Source organism: Thalassospira sp. HJ (assembly GCF_000948415.1).
Taxonomy (GTDB): domain Bacteria; phylum Pseudomonadota; class Alphaproteobacteria; order Rhodospirillales; family Thalassospiraceae; genus Thalassospira.
Window position 1 is genome coordinate 12,395 of record NZ_JYII01000008.1, and the last position, 17,782, is coordinate 30,176.

Sequence of the window (17,782 nt, forward strand, 5' to 3'; positions counted from 1 at the left end):
GAACCTTTCTTCCCTGTGACTGACGGTTTTCCGCCGTTTTGAGTGTGGTTTTGTTGTTTTTATTGTTGCTTTAACCAACATTATGAATTTGAAAAAGTTGGAAAATCAACACAAAACTGTAACAAAAGGTTTCAGTCAGTGTTGCTAAGATGGCTGTCTTCGGCACAAAACCGGCCATAATTGAGGGGGATGTGGCTTTGCGTTTGGGAAAAAAAGAGCGCCAGCAACGTATTTTGCAAGAGTTACAAGTCCACCCTCATGTGAGAGTTGCCACACTTGCAGAACGATTCGATGTTGCAACTGAAACCATCCGTCGCGATCTGGATGCGCTGAGCAGTGATGGATTGATCAAACGTGAATTTGGTGGCGCATCCGCGCGCCCGATGGGCCATCAGCCCGATCTGGCTGAACGCCAGCTTTCTGCTGTCGCCGGATTTGAACGGATTGGCATGCTGGCGGCTGATATGGTGCGGTCCGGTGATGTTGCGATGATCGATGCCGGATCAACCGTGGCACAGATTGCGCCGTTTCTGGCGGCCCGTACAACGAAACTGCCGCGCACCTTTCTGACCAATTGCTATGCGGTGGTACATGGTATGGCCGAGCTTGCCGATCATGACGATGTCCTGATGTGTCCGGGGCAGTTTGATCGGCGCGAGAATGCGGTCTATGGCAATGACACCATTGAATATCTGCGCCGGTTCCACGCCAATATCGCCTTTATCGGTGCATCGGGCATTTCCCGGCAGGGCTTTAGCGACGTCAACCGGCGCGCGGTTGCGGTCAAGCGCGCGATGATGGAACGCTCGGACGAAACATGGCTGATGGTCGATCATACGAAGTTTGATCAACGCTATCTGGAAAATGTCGCCCCGCTTGAAATGCTGACCGGCATTATCACAGACCGTCAGCCGGAACCGGAATTCGCATCCCAGCTTGAACGGGCCGGCATACGGCTTTTGGCATGGCGCGATGACAGGCAGTGTGCGGGTTAACGCACCAGCGAATTGTTGAAAATAAGATTTGTTCGCAATTGAGTTTGCGTTCCCCCTGATTCCAAACCATATTCCCCGTCGCAGCGCGTTATTGTGTTGTATGCCGGGTTCCCGCCCCGGTCAGTATTGTTTCTGACACGGAGGATTTTGATCGTGACCAATCCAGTGACCACCCGTACCGAACAGGACACCATGGGCGAAATTGATGTGCCCGGAGACCGGTATTGGGGGGCGCAAACCCAGCGATCCAGACAGAATTTCCGCATTGGTGGCGAACGCATGCCTGATGCCCTGATCAAGGCGTTCGGGGTTCAGAAACTGGCTGCTGCACGCGCCAATGCCGCCCTAGATAATCTTGATCCCGAATTGGCCAAGGCGATTGAAGCTGCCGCCACCGAAGTGGCCGAGGGCAAGCTTCTTGATCATTTCCCGCTGGTTGTCTGGCAAACCGGATCGGGCACCCAGACCAACATGAATACCAACGAAGTGATCGCCAACCGGGCGTGCGAGATCCTTGGCAAGCCGATGGGCAAGCGCGAACCGGTGCATCCCAACGATCACGTCAATCGTGGCCAGTCATCTAATGACAGCTTCCCGGCCGCCATGCATATCGCTGCCGTGGTCGAGATCGAGGAAAAGCTGAAGCCAGCCCTTAAGCATCTGCGCGCAACGCTTGATGCCAAGGTCGAGGCATTTGGCGATATCGTCAAAATCGGCCGTACCCACATGCAGGACGCGGTTCCCTTGACACTTGGGCAAGAGTTTTCTGGCTATGCTGCGCAAATCGCACTTGGCCTTGATCGGATCGAAGATGCGCTTAAGCGCCTTCGCAAGCTGGCACAGGGTGGCACTGCCCTTGGCACCGGTTTGAATGCGCCTGATGGCTTTGATGTTGAATTCGCTAAGCAGGTCTCGAAAATCACCGGTCTTGAGTTTCAAACCGCTGAAAACAAGTTCGAGGCGCTTGCCGCGCATGATGCCTGCGTTGAGATGTCGGGGGTGATGAATGTGCTGGCGGCGTCGCTGATGAAGATCGGCAACGATATTCGCCTGCTGGGTTCCGGGCCGCGTTGTGGTCTGGGCGAACTCGTCCTGCCGGCCAATGAGCCGGGATCATCAATCATGCCGGGCAAGGTCAACCCGACCCAGGCAGAGGCATTGACCATGGTCTGCGCGCAGGTGATGGGCAATCATGTTGCCGTCACGGTTGGCGGATCAAACGGGCATCTTGACCTTAATGTCTTCAAGCCGGTGATTATTTATAACCTGCTGCAATCGGTGCGCCTGATTTCTGATGCGGCTGTCAGCTTTGCTGATAACTGCATTGCCGGGCTTGAAGCCGATCAGGAAAAAATCGATCACTATGTCGAACAAAGCCTGATGCTGGTGACCGCTCTGGCACCGCATATCGGTTACGACAACGCCGCTGCGGTCGCCAAAAAGGCGCACAAGGAACGCAGCAGCCTGAAAGAAGCTTGCATCGTCCTTGGCTTCCTTGATGGCGATCGCTTCGATGAATTGGTTCAGGCACGCGACATGATCTGACGCGCTGATCTGAGCAACCATGAACAAAGGCCGGGTATGATTGCCCGGCCTTTTGGGTTAGCGCGTGTATGCCGCGTTTAGCATCGCGGGCACAATGCAATTGTGAAATGGCATGACCACCGCAAGATATGCCCTTCCCAGCGCATTGTTGCGCCGAACAAGCGTCATGCAGCGCACGCGAGTGCGATCGCTATCAAGGGTTTCCGTCTCAAATACGATGCGGAAATTCAGATGAAGGTCATCAAGCCCGACGATGACGGTGTTGCCGGTTTCGCTGATGACCGGAAAGACGCCGATGGCACCCAGTGTATCAGCTTCCATCGTATCACCATCCATTGCCTTTGCTTCGGTTTTAAGGCCGAACGGCTTGACCAGAATGTTACGCAGCGCTAGCAGGCGATGATACCAGGCCGGTGCAGAATTGATGATATGCCGTGCGGCCTTGCTTGCCGTGAGATCCGGTTCATTGACTGTGATGGCAAAGGCATCTCCCCAATCGGCATCGGGCAGGGCCGGGTGCGGAAGCAGCACATTTTGCGCGGTCGCGTGGTTTTTCATTAGGTCTTTGCGCTCATTTCCGCATGGTGGAATTCGCGTTGAAGTTAATGCGAAATAGGTCGAATGCAATGATCAATGTCATTGCAGCCATGGTTTAAATCGGGCATATCCAACCTATGATTACGCACAAGCGCCATAACCGCCGGGCAGGCGGGCTTTCACTTCGCCGTGTCGTTCAGACATGGCTGGTGGCGTTTGTTGTCCTGTTTGCAGGCGTCACCCAATCCGGACTGGTTCCGGCATTGCTGAGCGGACAGTCAAGCGGCATTTCAACCGCGTCGGCGGCCGAAATCGCACCGGGTGGTGAATATCTTCTGATTTGTACGCCTGCGGGCATCAAGGTGGTATCGGTTGATACGCTTGAAGGTGTGGTCACATCGGGATCATCCGATGCGACGGATGAAATGCCGGCCCACGCGTTTTGCCCGCTATGTGCCAACCATCATGGCGCGATGGCAGCGATTGCCCTGCCTTATAACGCGCCCAAGCCGATTACCCATGACGTCAGCTACGCCAAGGCAACCGTTTTTGCCACGGGCAATGACGTTCTGCGTATTCGCCATTCCCGGGCACCCCCGGTTTCCATCTGATTTCACAGACTGATCAAAACACAATTACTGAAATCTCAGACCTGCAGATGCAGGCTGCAAAATGGATGGAATATCATGAAAAAGCTTTTTGCAATTGTTGCGACCGTTGCGTCGCTGTTCATCGTTACCAATGCCTTTGCCGCTAATATCGAAGTCAAGGATGCCTGGGCCAAGGCATCCAAGGGCATGGTGCGCAATGGCGCTGCCTTTTTTGATATCGTCAATCATGGTGCGGCAGACCGCGTCGTTGCAGCCCACAGTAACATTGCCGAGCGCACCGAACTGCACACGCATATCATGGAAAACAATGTCATGAAGATGCGTGAAGTGCAGGGCGGCGTCGAAGTGCCGATGCACGGCAGCGTTCATTTCAAACCGGGCAGCTATCACGTCATGTTCATTGGTCTGAACAAGGCGCTTGAGGAAGGCCAGAAAATCGACATCACCCTTGAATTCGAAAAGGCTGGCGACGTTCCGGTAACCATTGATGTCCTTAATACCATGTCCATGGGCCCGAACGGCGGTGCGGGCATGGGGCACGGCATGGGCCATGGCCAAAAGCAGAACAAGATGCAAATGAACAGCAACTAGGATTTGCTGTTTGGGAATATCCAAAGGGGGATGGTTTGCGCCGTCCCCCTTTTTTCGTCATGATGGCCTAAACGAGATACTTGGTTACAGGGAGCCCATCATGTCAGACGACATCACCATTGACGATTTGATCGCCAAGCTTGGCCTGCAACCGCACCCGGAGGGCGGCTACTACGCCGAGACTTTCCGGGCGTTTGAAACCTGTAATCCCGGCAACCGGTATCTTGGTGTGCGCAGCACGGGGACCGCGATCTATTACCTTCTGACGCCTGATACCTTTTCGGGCATGCATATCCTGACCAGTGACGAGGTTTTCCATCACTACATCGGCGATGCTGTCGAACAGCTTCAGTTGTTTGAAGATGGCACGCATCGGAAGGTGGAAATTGGCAAGGACCTGCTGGCGGGGCAAAAGCCGCAGATGGTCGTGCCCAAAAACGTCTGGCAGGGTGCGCGTCTTAAACCCGGTGGCAAGTTTGCACTTTTGGGATGTACCGTGGCACCGGGCTTTGATTTTGCCGATTTCTCGATGGGGAAACGTGCCGCCCTTAAGGCAAAGTGGCCGGCGGCATGCGAAATGATTACGGCATTGACGCGTTACTGAATTTCGGGCGATATCATCGTGATGCCAACCAGGGGCTGGCAATGCCAATTCTTGCGCTACCACGAAATACAGGATTTGCCCCATGCAGTTCGATACCTGGCTTCTGTTTGCCGGGGCGGCAATCGCGTTGGCGATGGCACCCGGCCCGAATAACCTTCTCGCGATCTTTAATGGCGCGCGCTATGGCGTGTCGTCTGCAGCGGTGGGCGGTATCGGCCGTGTCGTGGCGTTTGTGCTTATGATTGCCGTGACTGCAGCCGGGCTTGGCGTGGTTCTGGCGGCCAGTGAAACCGCCTTCCTGATCATCAAATGGGGTGGGGCGGTCTATCTGGTGTGGCTTGGCATCAAAAGCTGGTTCGCCAAGGTCAATGAGGATACCGGTGATCTGGGCCAGGCAGCCCTGATGGTTAATCCGGGGCCCTTCAAACTCGCCAAGACCGAGTTTCTGACAGCGATAGGCAACCCGAAGGCCATCCTGATTTTTACGGCGTTTTTCCCGCAGTTCCTTGATCCGGCGGAGGCCTATGGCCAGCAATTCCTGATCATGGGCGTGACCTTTATCACCATGGAAGTTAGCGTTTTGCTGGGCTATGGCCTATTGGGTGGGCAGGTCAAAGGGCTGATCAAATCGGCCCGCCATATGCGTATTCTCAACCGTATTTCGGGAACGCTTCTGGTGGGAGCCGGTGTATTGCTGGCCCTGACCGACCGGTCGCGCACAGCGGCCTAGGGTCCGCAAACAACCATTTAGAAATGCGCAGGGGCGCAGCTTTTTTCAAAGCGCGCCCCCTTGCTCCCTTGTCTACCTGGAAAACCTGTTAGGCCCTCCGGGCGATCGCCTGTTGTCAGGCGATTTCTTCGACCCGATGACACGCCACTTCGCGGCCCTCGAAATTGCGCAGTTCCGGGCGAACTTTTGCGCATTCTTCGGTCGCGAACGGGCAGCGTTTATGGAACGCACAGCCCGATGGCGGGTTGATCGGTGATGGCAATTCGCCGGTCAGCGGTTCTGCCTTCACACGTTGTGTCGGATCGATCTTTGGTGCCGATGCCAGAAGCGCCCGTGTGTAAGGATGCAGCGGCTTGGCAAAGATCTCTTCAGTCGGTCCCTTTTCAGCGACGCGACCGAGATACATCACCATGACGTCATCTGCAATATGTCTGACGACAGAAAGATCATGCGAGATGAAAACATAGGCGACATTCATCTCTTCCTGCAGGTCCATCATCAGGTTCAGAACCTGTGCCTGAACCGATACATCAAGGGCAGAAACCGGTTCGTCCGCGACGATGACTTTCGGCTCAAGGATCAGGGCGCGCGCAATGGCGATACGCTGACGCTGACCACCGGAAAACATGTGCGGATAGCGCTGATAGAATTCCGGGCGCAGGCCAACCTTTGCCATGGTCGCACGCACGCGTTCTTCACGTTCCTTGCGGCCAAGATTATCCATGTTCAGAAGAACCGGCTCAGCCAGGATCTGACCGACCTTTTTACGCGGGTTCAGCGAACCATAGGGGTTCTGAAAAATCATCTGGACCGTGCGGCGGAACTGCTTGGCTTCCTTGTCCGACAGGTGACCAACTTCGGTGCCGTTCAGTTTCAGCGCGCCAGAGGTCGGCTTTTCAATCAGAGTCAGCTGACGCCCAAGCGTCGACTTGCCGCAGCCTGATTCACCAACAACCGCAAGGGTCTTTTGCGCTTCGAGCGAAAAGGAAACGCCATCAAGTGCCTTGACCGTGGCATTGGGTTTACCCAGGCCACGATTAACTTCGTAGTGACGGACAAGATCATCGGATTCCAGAAGCGGAACACCGGGTTTGGCATCCAGAAAACTCATTACACAGTCTCCCCGGTGGCCATGCCAGTCGGCTGGCCCTGATCATTTAGCGGATAGAAGCAACGCACATCGCGGCCATTGAAGTCGGAAACTTCCGGGCGCGCTTTGACGCAGCTTTCATTGGCATAACGGCAACGCGGTGCCAACAGGCAACCCGCCGGGCGGTCATACTGACCGGGAACAACACCCGGAATGGTCCGAAGCCTGTCATGGCCTTCGGATCGTTCCGGCAGCGCTTCGAGCAGCGCCTGGGTATAGGGATGGCGCGGTGCGGCAAAGATGCTGTCGGCCGGGCCACTTTCAAACAGCTGACCGGCATACATGACCTGAATGCGGTTGGCGGCTTCGGACACCAGTGCCAGATCATGGGTGATCAGGATCAGGCCCATGTCGCTGTCTTCCTGAAGCTTCAGCAGCAGGTCGATGATCTGGGCCTGAATGGTGACATCAAGGGCCGTGGTCGGTTCATCGGCAATCAGCAGGCGCGGTTTGCAGGCAATCGCCATGGCAATGACGATACGCTGGCTCATGCCGCCGGAAAGCTGATGCGGATAGGCGGTCATGCGTGACTTCGGATCGGGAATGCCGACCTGGTTGAGAAGTTCAAGCGTGCGTTCGCGACGCTGCTTCTTGTTTCCGCCCTCATGGACCTTAAGGGCTTCCATGATCTGGGCTTCGACCGTGAAGCACGGATTAAGGGCCGACATCGGATCCTGGAAGATCATGGCGATGTCTTTACCGGTGATTTCACGGCGACGCTTGGCAGGCATGGTAAGCAGATCCTGACCATCAAAGGTCAGGGAATCTGCCGAAACACGACCGGGAAAATCGATCAGGCCCATCACGGCAAGTGATGACACCGACTTGCCCGAACCCGATTCACCGACGATGCCAAGGACTTCGCCGCGATCAACGGAATAGCTAACAGAGTCAACAGCGCGAAACGGCTTGTCTTCGGAGCCGAACTCGACTGTCAGGTTTTTTACTTCGAGAAGAGCCATGACTTACCGTTTCATCTTGGGATCAAGGGCATCGCGCAGGCCATCACCCATCAGGTTGAAGGCAAGAACGGTGACAAGGATGCAAAGGCCGGGGAAGGTGATCACCCACCAAGCCGAACCCACGAATTCACGGGCCTCGGACAGCATTGTGCCCCATTCCGGCAGCGGCGGCTGCGCACCAAGGCCAAGGAAGCCAAGGGCCGCAGCATCAAGGATCGCACTCGAAATACCAAGCGTGCCTTGGACGATCAGCGGTGCCATGCAGTTCGGCAGGATGTTAACAAACATCTGACGGACGTGACCGGCACCGGCAATCTGCGATGCGATGACATATTCCTTGTTAAGTTCCGATACGACCGACGCACGGGTCAGGCGCACATAGTGCGGCAACTGAACAATCGCGATGGCCAGCATGGCGTTTTCAAGGCCCGGGCCGAGGATGGCAACAATCGCAAGCGCCATGATCAGGCTGGGCAGGGCCAGCATGATATCCATCAGGCGCATGACACCAACTTCAACCCAACCCCGGAAGTAGCCGGCAACCATGCCAAGTGCGATACCGGCAATCATCGACAGGATCACAACAACCACACCGATGGAAACCGACAGCTGCGCACCGTGGATCAGGCGCGACAGGATGTCACGGCCAACGGCATCGGTGCCAAGGATGTAGCGCGGGTCGGCACCTTCCATCCAGATCGGCGGTTTGAGAAACGCGGTACGGTCCTGTGCCACCGGATCAAACGGGGCGACCCACTGGGCGGCCAGGGCCAGGAACAGGATGATCGCAATGACGATCAAACCGGCCAGGGCACCACGGTTCTTTTTGAAATAGTCCCATGTCTCGCGCAGCGGGCTCGGCGGTGCGCCGACCGGCTCAACTGCTGCTTCTGCAACGTTTGAGGCGTGCGCTGCGGACGGGGTGGTATTCTCGCTCATTTTTCGCAGCTCCCTTAACGCTTGTGCCGGATACGGGGATTCACGACCCCGTATAGCAGGTCAACGATCAGGTTCACGGCCATGACAAGGAACGCAATCATCAGAATGCCGCCCTGAATGGTCGGATAGTCGCGACGGTTCATGGCCTCAATGATCCATTTTCCGATGCCCGGCCAGGAGAAGATCGTCTCGGTCAGGATTGCACCAGCCAGCAGCACGCCAACCTGCAGACCGATCACCGTAATCACCGGGATCAGGGCGTTGCGCAGGGCATGGACCATGATAACACGGATCGGCGCCAGGCCTTTGGCGCGGGCAACACGGATGTATTCCTCGCCAAGGACTTCCAACATGGAGGAGCGCGTCATTCGCGCAATCACCGCCATCGGGATCGTCCCCAAGGCCACGGTTGGCAGGATCAGGTGACTTACTGCACTTGAAAAAGCACCTTTTTCGCCACTCAGCAGGCTATCGATCAGCATGAAACCGGTCACCGGTTCAAAGAAGAACATGACCGAGATGCGCCCGGAAACCGGCGTCCAGCCCAGTGTGGTCGAAAAGAACATGATCAGAAGAAGGGCCCACCAGAAGATCGGCATCGAATAGCCCGTAAGCGATAACGACATCGTCAGGTGATCAATCCATTTTCCGCGATGGATTGCAGCCAGAACCCCGAATGGAACCCCGAGTATCACTGCAAACAGGATACCCATGATGGCCAGTTCTACCGTTGCCGGGAACAGGGTCAGGAATTCATCAAGGACAGGCCTTTTGGTCACAAAGGATTTACCAAGATCGCCTTGGAAGACACCCACCAGGTAATCGAAATACTGGACAATAATCGGCTGATCAAAGCCGTATTGTGCCTGAAGTTCAGCGTATCGTTCTGCATCGACACCACGTTCACCGGCCAACATCAAGATTGGGTCGCCGGGAATAAGGCGGATCAGGAAAAATACCAGAAGGGTGACACCGAAGAAGGTCGGGATGATGTCCCCCAAACGGCGAAACAGGAATCCTAGCATGCCATCGGGCCTTTTTATCTCCGGGCGGTTTGTCCGTCCGGATGTCTCTCTCTTTTACGAAATTGCAAAGAGGCCCGGAAAACCGGGCCTCTCTGACTAGATTTTGGTGCGATTACTCAGCGAGATCTACACCGTAGAAGATGTGACCACCGAACGGATCGATTTTGTAGTCAACAACTTCGTTACGGACCGGCTCAAACACGATCGAGTGTGCAATGGTTGCCCACGGTGCTTCGCGTTTGAAGACCAGCTGTGCTTCTTCGTACAGACGGGTACGCTCGAGAACGTCCGAGGTGGTTTTCGCCTGCTGGATCAGCTGTTCGAATTCGTCGTTGCAGAAACGAGCGCGGTTCGAACCGCCAACACCGTCACAGCCGAGAAGAACTGCGAGGAAGTTATCGGGGTCGCCGTTATCACCAGTCCAACCGAGCATGAAGGTACCCTGTTCACCTTTTTTGGTGCGATCAAGGTATTCACCCCACTCGTAGGAAACGATCTCGGCATTGACGCCAATCGCGGCCCAGTCAGCCTGAATCAGCTCTGCCATACGGCGAGCATTCGGGTTGTAAGGACGCTGAACCGGCATGGCCCAGATGTCGGTGGTGAAGCCGTCCGGATAACCAGCTTCTGCCAGCATGGCTTTGGCGGCTTCCGGATCATACGGGTCATCAACGGTGTCGTTGTTGTAAGACCAGATGGTCGGCGGGATCGGGTTTTTCGCAGCAGAACCTGCACCCTGGTATACACCTTCGATGATGGCGTCTTTGTTGATCGCCATGTTCAGTGCTTTACGAACCTTCGGATCGGTGAACGGTTCTTTCTCGGTGTTGTAACCGAGGTAACCAACGTTCAGACCTTCCTGGCTCAGCAGGTTGACATCTGCGTCTGCATCCATTTCTTCCAGATCAGCCGGGTTCGGGTACGGCATGACATGGCATTCGCCAGCTTTAAGCTTCTGGTAGCGAACGGTGCTGTCCGGGGTGATCGCGAAGATCAGGTTGTCGATCGCTGCTTTGCCTTCCCAGTATTCCGGGAATGCTTTGTAACGGATAACCGCATCTTTCTGATAAGCGACCAGCTGGAACGGACCAGTGCCGACCGGGTTCAGGTCAACATTTTCCGGGGTGCCGGCTTCCATCATCGCGTCGGCGTATTCAGCCGACAGAACCGATGCAAAGTCCATCGCCATGTTAGCAATGAACGGAGCTTCCGGGCGGTTCAGGACGAACTTGACGGTGTAGTCGTCAACCTTGACGATGTCCTTGATCAGGTCCGGCATGGACATGCCGTTGAAGTACTCGTACGAGCCACCGGAAACGCCGTGATACGGATGCTCTTTGTCAAACTGACGCATGAAGGTGAAGATCACGTCATCAGCATTGAAATCACGGGTCGGGGTGAAATCTTCGGTGGTGTGGAACTTCACACCTTTGCGCAGGTTGAAGGTATATTCCAGACCATCAGCCGAAACGTCCCAGCTGGTCGCAAGACCCGGAACGATGGTGGTGGTGCCGCGCTTGAACTGTACCAGGCGGTTGAATACCTGACGCGAGGACGCATCAAAGGTCGTGCCTGCGGTGTAAAGCGACGGGTTGAAGCCTTCCGGGCTACCTTCCGAGCAATATACCAGAGTTTTTGCCGAAGCGGCAGTCGGAGCAGCAAGTGCGGTGGCTGCAAGCAGGCCTGCACCAAGTGCCACTTTGACTAAATTCGCTTTCATTAAATGCCTCCCTCAAGGCTGGTCCGAACAAATCGATGCTGTCTGCGTGACGTTTTTTGGTCACGCTTGACGGTGCATCTTGCAACGGACGGGGTTTACCCGATCCAACAGGTATGAATGTTGGCAATCGACGAGGGAAAGTAATCAGGGTTTCTACGTATCGTCAACGGTTCCTGCGGGATTTTACGTAGCCTGAGCAGGGGCGGAAATGATGAATTTAAGTCAAGTGTTTGTTATTTTTATGAAATTCACTGTCCACTTTCGTCGGGGCAGCTGTGCATTTTTTTCAAAGCTCGGCGGGTGAAACCGTTAAATCACGTGTTTGAAATGTGCTTTCAAACGATTCATATCTTATTGAAACATAATGATTCGTTTGATTTCACCCCGGCTTTTTGAACGAATTTCTACCCTAGGGTGGTTTTGAGTTTGCTGATTTGCACGATATCCGTGTTCCAGGCGGCGACAAAACGATAAACATCGGCACCAAGAGATGGCCATCCGTGGAACATCAGGCCAGCATCACGCAACTTGCCCGCCAGTTCCGGGGGCACTTTGACAAACAGCTCGTTCCCTTCTGCCGCATGGGCCAATTCCGCGCCTTGTGAAACGAGAACGTCGGCAAGTGCCTGTGCGGCGTCATTGGCATGGGCTGCATTTTTCAGCCAGACATCATCCTTGATATAGGCCAGAAGCTGGGTTGCCAGATAACGATGCTTGGAATGCAGATGGCCACTGCGTTTGCGGGCCTGTTCCATCCGGGCTTTCAGGCTGGTGTCAAACAGAACAATCGCATCGACCGCCATGGCGCCGTTTTTGGTCGCGCCAAAGCTGATGGCATCAACGCCGGCCTTCCAGGTGATATCGGCCGGAGGACATTTCAGATGGGCCATCGCATTGGCAAAACGCGCACCATCCATGAACAGGCGCAGGTCATGCTTGCGACAGACATCGCCGATCGCTGTGACCTCATCAACAGTGTAAACCGCACCCAGTTCGGTTGCCTGGGTAATTGCCACACATTCCGGCGCGACAGAATGCACGCCCCGATCAACAAGGCCGGAGATAAAGGCATCAAGGTCGCCTGCTTCCAGCTTGGCGGCCGGGCCGTCCATAGGCAAAAGCTTCGCGCCGCCGGTAAAGAAGGCAACACCGGTGCTTTCATCTTCATTGATGTGCGCTTCGTGGTGACAGACGACCCCGCCATAGGGCGACACAAGTGCGGATAGGCTGATGCAGTTTGCCGCGGTGCCAGTCGCCACAGGGATGACGGCAACGTCCTTGTCAAACAGCTCGGAAAAGGCAACATCAAGTTTCTGGCTGATATCGTCGCTACCATAGGCCGGGGCGTTGGCCAATGCGTCCTTTGTCAGGGCTTCAAGTACTTCCGGGCAAAAGGGCGATACATTGTCCGAGGCAAAATTCATCTTTAATCTCGTTATTTTTCAGTGGCATTCGGGCGGTGATATCACACGTAACCGCGCAATGTTGCAAGGTGGGGCTAAACACCAATGGTATCTGGCAGGGCCTTGATCATTTCAATCGGGCTGTTCCAGGCGCAGACAAATCGATAGGCATCCGGGCCAAGCGACGGCCATGGACGAAACACGATACCGGCGTCGCGCAGCTTTGCAGCCAGTCGATCATCCATGTGAATAAACAGCTCATTGCCCTGAGGTGCAAAGGCCGGCGTTGCCCCCAAACTTGATAGCGATTTGGCAAGGGCCGTTGCTGCCGCGTTGGCATGGCGGGCATTGCGCAGCCACAGATCGTCCTTAAGATAGGCCAGAAGCTGTGCGGCAAGGTAGCGATGCTTGGAAAACAGATGGCCGCCGCGCTTGCGGTTCTGTTCCGTTTTCCGCCGGAGTTCCGGATCAAACAGAATGATGGCATCAACTGCGAGCGCGCCGTTTTTGGTCGCGCCGAAGCTCAGGACGTCGACACCGGCCTTCGAGGTGATGTCGGACGGATGGCAATCAAGCGCTGCAACCGCATTGGCAAAGCGTGCACCATCCATAAAAAGCCGCAATTGATGTTTCTGGCAAACCGATCCAATCGCCTGAATTTCGTCAACGCTGTAAACCGTTCCAAATTCGGTGCTTTGCGTGATTGCAACACATTCGGGATCAACGGAATGCATGCCGTTTGGCACATGGCTGGTCAAATAGGCATCTAGCGCATCAGCCTCGATCTTTGCCGACGGGCCATCCATCTCCAGCAATTTCGCCCCGCCACCGTAAAACGCAACGCCGGTTGATTCCGTGACATTGATATGGGCGTGATGATGGCACACCACACCACCAAACGGCGACACCAGCCCCGAAAGCCCGATAACATTTGCAGCAGTTCCGGTTGCAACCGGAGCAACGCAAACCTCCGTCCCAAACAATCTTGAAAATGCGTCATCAAGCTGACGGCTTTTGTCATCCGCGCCATAGGGCAGGGCGCTTGCGTCGCTTTCGGCGGCAATGGCGGCAAGGATTTCCGGGCAGATTGGTGTGACATTGTCAGATGAAAAGTTCATTGGGGCCTCAACGGGATCGGGCAAAAGCGCACTTCGATTCAAGAAAATCATGCTTGGTGGTGGGCCAAGAGTGTTTGGATTTTACCCGCTTGGCAAGTTCGCTATTTGCTGGTGGCGACAAAGACGCCATCCCAATCAGCCGGTGGTGGTGTGTCTTTAAACAGCGCAATGCGCTCAGCATAAAGATCATAAAGGCCATCAAGCGACGCGAATTCGTGCGATGCTTCCCGGCATTGTTCGGTCAAGCCAAGGGCATCTTCCCAGCGTTGGGCGCGATAGGCCACAAGCATCGTTGCATGCAGATCAGCAAAGGTTTTGAACGGATCTGTCGCGGCCATCGCCTTATCGCCCAGCAGGGCAAAGATATGCACGGCCTCGCTTTTGCCTTTCACCGCAATCAGGTCGAGCTCAATGACCGCGAAGTCATCGCCAACCCGTTTGGCGACATCTTCGCCCAACACGACATCGACGCCATAGTTCTTTGACTGGCCTTCAAGGCGCGAGGCAAGATTGACTGCGTCGCCCAGTACAGAATAGTCAAAGCGCTGATCAGAGCCCATATTGCCGACAAGGCAATCGCCGCAATTGATCCCGATACCGACATTAAGCGGCAGGAAGGTCTCATTGGCCTCGTCGGCTTCAAGTCTGCGGACATCGTTCAATTGTTTCAGGGCGCTTCGCATGGCAAGGGCGCTGTCGCATGCATGGTGGGCATGGTTTTCAACATCCAACGGCGCGTTCCAGAACGCCATGATGCAATCGCCCATATATTTGTCGATCGTGCCTTCGCGGTCGAGGATGCACTCGGTCAATGGTGTCAGAAGCCGGTTGATCAGTCGGGTCAGGCCTTGCGGATTGGATTTGAAGCCCTCCGAGATCGCCGTAAATCCGCGAACATCGCAGAACATCAAGGTCAAGTCGCGGGTTTCGCCACCAAGCTTGAGGCGCTCGGGATGTTCGGCCAGTTGCGCGACAAGCGCGGGGGACAGATAGTTGGCAAAGGCTGCACGGACCTGACGGCGTTCGCCCTCTGTCCGCATGAACCCAAGGGAACTGGTCGCAAGATAGACAGCCGCCAACCCGACAATTGGGTAAAGCGGATCAATCAGGATAAGTTCGTGTGTATAGGCCCACCACGAAACACCAAGCGCACTGGCCGCGATTGCAAAACCGATAACAGCCGGCCAGACCGCGCCAAGACGCGGAACGGTCAGAACAAAGAATATGCCAACGATCAGAAGAACGAGCATCTCGACCTCTGCCGCCCAATAGGGACGGGTCAGGAAATGCTCCAAAAGCATCTGTTCAAGCATTTCGGCATGGATTTCGACCCCGGGGATAATCCGGTCAAGCGGGGTTGATCGCAAATCAAGCAAACCGGCAGCACTGGTTCCCAGAAGAACCATCTTGTTTTGCAAAATGTGGCGGCCAACTGTGCCTTCAAGGACATCGGTTGCCGACAAGTAGCGATCATTCTGATGACCGGTAAAATGCACCCACATATTGCCTGCATGATCTGTCGGGATGGTCACGGCACCAACGCGAACCGATGCAATACCTTCCGAACTGGTCCAGCGCGTGCTGCCACTGGCACCTGACATGCGCACCAGCATGGTCTTGGGGGCGTTTTGCAAAACACGCAGCATTTCAAGGGTCAGCGTCGGGTAGACAGGTTTGCCAATGACGGGCTGCTCATGGTCGATCGCGGCCAGCAACGGAACACGGCGCACAACCCCGTCCTGACCTGGCGAAACATTCACCAACGCATTGCCGGTTGCGGCCGCCTCAATCACATCAAGGTTCTTGGCCGCACTTGGCAAGACCGGGACAAAATCCGAAAGCTTGCGGCCAGCTTCGCCAGCAGCACTGAAATTACCCACCTGACGGGGCAGGGCTTCAAACGTACCGTTGCGCAGCTGGACGGCGGTGATCACATTACCGGTGCCTTCAATGAACCGGGCAAAAAGCTGGTCATGGTCCGGCAGCGCTTCGGCCATTTCCGCAATGCGCTCATTCTCCGGGCCTTGCGGCCAATCCTTGATCACGCGTGACGGTGATGTGCGATCCGGTTCGGCAAAAACCATATCAAAGCCGACAACGACCGCCCCGTTGGAGCGAAGGCGATATAGAAGTTCCGAAAGCTTCGTCCGTGGCCAGGGCCACTGGCCTTCTTCCTGCAAACTGCGCTCGTCGATATCGACAATCCGAACGCCAACGTCTTCAAATTCTCGCGGGGAAATCTGTTGATAAAGATCGAAAACCGTCAAACGCAACTGATCGATCACCGGCACATTCTGCCAGCGCAAAACGATGCAGGTGAACAGAATGCCCAGTGGAACAATATATTGCAGCCCGGTCAGTATCCCGGATTTGCTAAGGCGCATCAGATTTTATGTTTCCGTTTGATCGGTAGGCTTATTCAAGTGTAGCGCTGCCGTCTGTGCCTTCGGGAAATTCACCGGTCGAGACGTTGAAGTCTACATTATAGGCATCTTTAAATGTTGCTGTGGCCTTGCAACTCATATCTTGACAGTTGCTATCGTAAACAAAATCAGTGTGCGTGAACTCTACATTTCCTGTCGCACCCGAATAATACTCAAATTGCTCGGGGCTGCTCACGTCAACTAGATCAGCTGAGCCTATGAAGCCCTGATCGTCTACCTGAATGTTGTAAAAGTAGACGCTAATGCCGCGATTTCCGAAGTCGACAGTTGATTTGAAAGTGTAGTCAACATTAGTGCCGTCTATAGATTTTGTTATTGATGCTGACCCCTCTGCGATTTGTCTGAGGCCATCGTAGGTAAACCCGACGGATGATGTGTTTTGTGTATTATTGTTCAGGATCGAAGTGGTTTCAGCGACGTTTGAGGCACTATTAACAGATCCCATTTGCGCCATTGCGACGTTGATCGCTTGCGCACTGGTCGATCCGGTCTGGTTTTGGGCCTGTCCGGTTTGCTGTTGGGTTACAACTGGTTGCTGTCCACCAGAAGAGGTAGAAGACGAACCATTACCACTTCCTGAACCGTCACCGTTACTGCCTCCACCTGAAGCGGTACGGACGACATTCGTCGAGAAGTCAAAGGTCGCTGCATCGGTTGGAAAACGGGTAGGCGGCGTTACGTTGTTGTTCGATACAAACACACCAAAGTTCTCGCCGGTTACGCTTTGGGATCCGCCATTCTGGTTAAAGGCGGCAAAAGCCCCTGGGCGCGAGGTTGTATCATTACGTGACAGGCCAGGGCCCTGGTTCACTGCCATGAAGACCTGTTGATTGGCCGCATCGAGGCTTGATGTGTCAAAGCTTCCCGGCACGATCTGGTTTGCCTGCTCTGCCGTCATCGAACGGATCAGGCCGATAGTCCCGCGAATACCGATTGAGCCAACCGGCAGGTTTACATCCATGCTTGATGGATTGTTCAGTGGAATTTTGCCCGTGACAAAGCGCATAACGCCCTTGGCCATGTCGGCAACAATCCGTCCGTCGCCCGTTGCCGGGTCATAGACGAACTCATCAATCGCGATGTCGCTGTTCGGACCGATGGTAAAGACGGTTTCATCAAGCAACAGAACCTGCATGCCTGCACCCGCGGATGTCGTGATGCGATCACCAAGATAAACCGGCATGCCGCTTTCAACCAGAATACCGACTTCGCCGGTAACTTTTGCCAGCGTGATTTCTCCTGTCACAGCGGCAGATACACCAGCCATCTCAGCCTGGACCTCTGCCTGTGCCGGTTGCGTTGTGACAAGCGACGTGGCACCTAGGAACGGCGCGCACAGCAAGGCTGTTGTCGCAAGTCGTCGGATCGATTTCTTGCAGGTCAGGGGCGAAGTCTTGGCCTTGTACAT

Annotated in this window: 16 protein-coding genes; 6 read left to right on the forward strand and 10 right to left on the reverse strand. The window is 55.0% G+C overall.

The annotated features are described in order from the left end of the window. Positions 1-149 precede the first annotated feature (149 nt). On the forward strand, positions 150-995 hold the full coding sequence (locus tag UF64_RS05025) for a DeoR/GlpR family DNA-binding transcription regulator (RefSeq protein WP_044827543.1): 846 nt from the start codon (positions 150-152) through the stop codon (positions 993-995). Positions 996-1,148: 153 nt separating this feature from the next. Next, positions 1,149-2,540 carry a class II fumarate hydratase gene (gene fumC / locus UF64_RS05030; RefSeq protein WP_255353084.1) on the forward strand — a complete coding sequence of 464 codons (1,392 nt, stop codon included), beginning with the start codon at positions 1,149-1,151 and terminating at the stop codon, positions 2,538-2,540. Positions 2,541-2,597: 57 nt separating this feature from the next. On the opposite strand, the gene UF64_RS05035 is transcribed toward fumC, so the two are convergent. Further along, positions 2,598-3,098, reverse strand: coding sequence for a DUF2867 domain-containing protein (locus UF64_RS05035; RefSeq protein ID WP_044827544.1), 501 nt, complete (start codon positions 3,096-3,098; stop codon positions 2,598-2,600). 116 nt (positions 3,099-3,214) lie between these two features. Between UF64_RS05035 and UF64_RS05040 the strand changes: the two genes are divergently transcribed. The 4 genes from UF64_RS05040 (at position 3,215) to UF64_RS05055 (ending at position 5,613) form a co-directional block, all read left to right on the forward strand. Next, on the forward strand, positions 3,215-3,688 hold the full coding sequence (locus UF64_RS05040) for a DUF2946 family protein (protein ID WP_044827545.1): 474 nt from the start codon (positions 3,215-3,217) through the stop codon (positions 3,686-3,688). A 75-nt stretch (positions 3,689-3,763) separates the two neighbouring features. After that, a complete protein-coding gene (locus tag UF64_RS05045; RefSeq protein WP_044827546.1) occupies positions 3,764-4,279 on the forward strand; it encodes a copper chaperone PCu(A)C in 516 nt (171 codons plus the stop codon). A gap of 100 nt (positions 4,280-4,379) precedes the next feature. Further along, on the forward strand, positions 4,380-4,883 hold the full coding sequence (locus UF64_RS05050; RefSeq protein ID WP_044827547.1) for a cupin domain-containing protein: 504 nt from the start codon (positions 4,380-4,382) through the stop codon (positions 4,881-4,883). An 82-nt stretch (positions 4,884-4,965) separates the two neighbouring features. Further along, entirely contained in the window at positions 4,966-5,613 is a 648-nt protein-coding gene (locus UF64_RS05055) for a LysE family translocator (RefSeq protein WP_044827548.1), read from the forward strand. A 115-nt stretch (positions 5,614-5,728) separates the two neighbouring features. On the opposite strand, the gene UF64_RS05060 is transcribed toward UF64_RS05055, so the two are convergent. From UF64_RS05060 to UF64_RS05100, 9 genes are all read right to left on the reverse strand, one after another. Further along, the gene (locus UF64_RS05060; RefSeq protein ID WP_044827549.1) at positions 5,729-6,724 is read right to left on the reverse strand and encodes a peptide ABC transporter ATP-binding protein; all 996 of its coding nucleotides are present in this window, start codon (positions 6,722-6,724) and stop codon (positions 5,729-5,731) included. Then, on the reverse strand, positions 6,724-7,725 hold the full coding sequence (gene dppD / locus UF64_RS05065; protein WP_044827550.1) for a dipeptide ABC transporter ATP-binding protein: 1,002 nt from the start codon (positions 7,723-7,725) through the stop codon (positions 6,724-6,726). The genes UF64_RS05060 and dppD overlap by 1 nt, the downstream gene beginning before the upstream one ends. A gap of 3 nt (positions 7,726-7,728) precedes the next feature. After that, complete coding sequence (locus tag UF64_RS05070; protein WP_044827551.1) at positions 7,729-8,664, reverse strand: ABC transporter permease subunit; 936 nt, start codon at positions 8,662-8,664, stop codon at positions 7,729-7,731. Between the two features lie 14 nt (positions 8,665-8,678). Beyond that, positions 8,679-9,689, reverse strand: coding sequence for an ABC transporter permease subunit (locus UF64_RS05075; protein WP_044827552.1), 1,011 nt, complete (start codon positions 9,687-9,689; stop codon positions 8,679-8,681). A gap of 112 nt (positions 9,690-9,801) precedes the next feature. Continuing rightward, positions 9,802-11,409, reverse strand: coding sequence for an ABC transporter substrate-binding protein (locus UF64_RS05080; RefSeq protein WP_044827553.1), 1,608 nt, complete (start codon positions 11,407-11,409; stop codon positions 9,802-9,804). A 404-nt stretch (positions 11,410-11,813) separates the two neighbouring features. Continuing rightward, on the reverse strand, positions 11,814-12,833 hold the full coding sequence (locus UF64_RS05085) for a low specificity L-threonine aldolase (protein ID WP_044827554.1): 1,020 nt from the start codon (positions 12,831-12,833) through the stop codon (positions 11,814-11,816). 74 nt (positions 12,834-12,907) lie between these two features. Further along, positions 12,908-13,930, reverse strand: a complete 1,023-nt coding sequence (locus tag UF64_RS05090; RefSeq protein ID WP_044827555.1) for a low specificity L-threonine aldolase — start codon at positions 13,928-13,930, stop codon at positions 12,908-12,910. 101 nt (positions 13,931-14,031) lie between these two features. Next, positions 14,032-16,314 carry a CHASE2 domain-containing protein gene (locus UF64_RS05095; protein ID WP_044827556.1) on the reverse strand — a complete coding sequence of 761 codons (2,283 nt, stop codon included), beginning with the start codon at positions 16,312-16,314 and terminating at the stop codon, positions 14,032-14,034. A 31-nt stretch (positions 16,315-16,345) separates the two neighbouring features. Next, complete coding sequence (locus tag UF64_RS05100; RefSeq protein WP_044827557.1) at positions 16,346-17,782, reverse strand: FecR domain-containing protein; 1,437 nt, start codon at positions 17,780-17,782, stop codon at positions 16,346-16,348.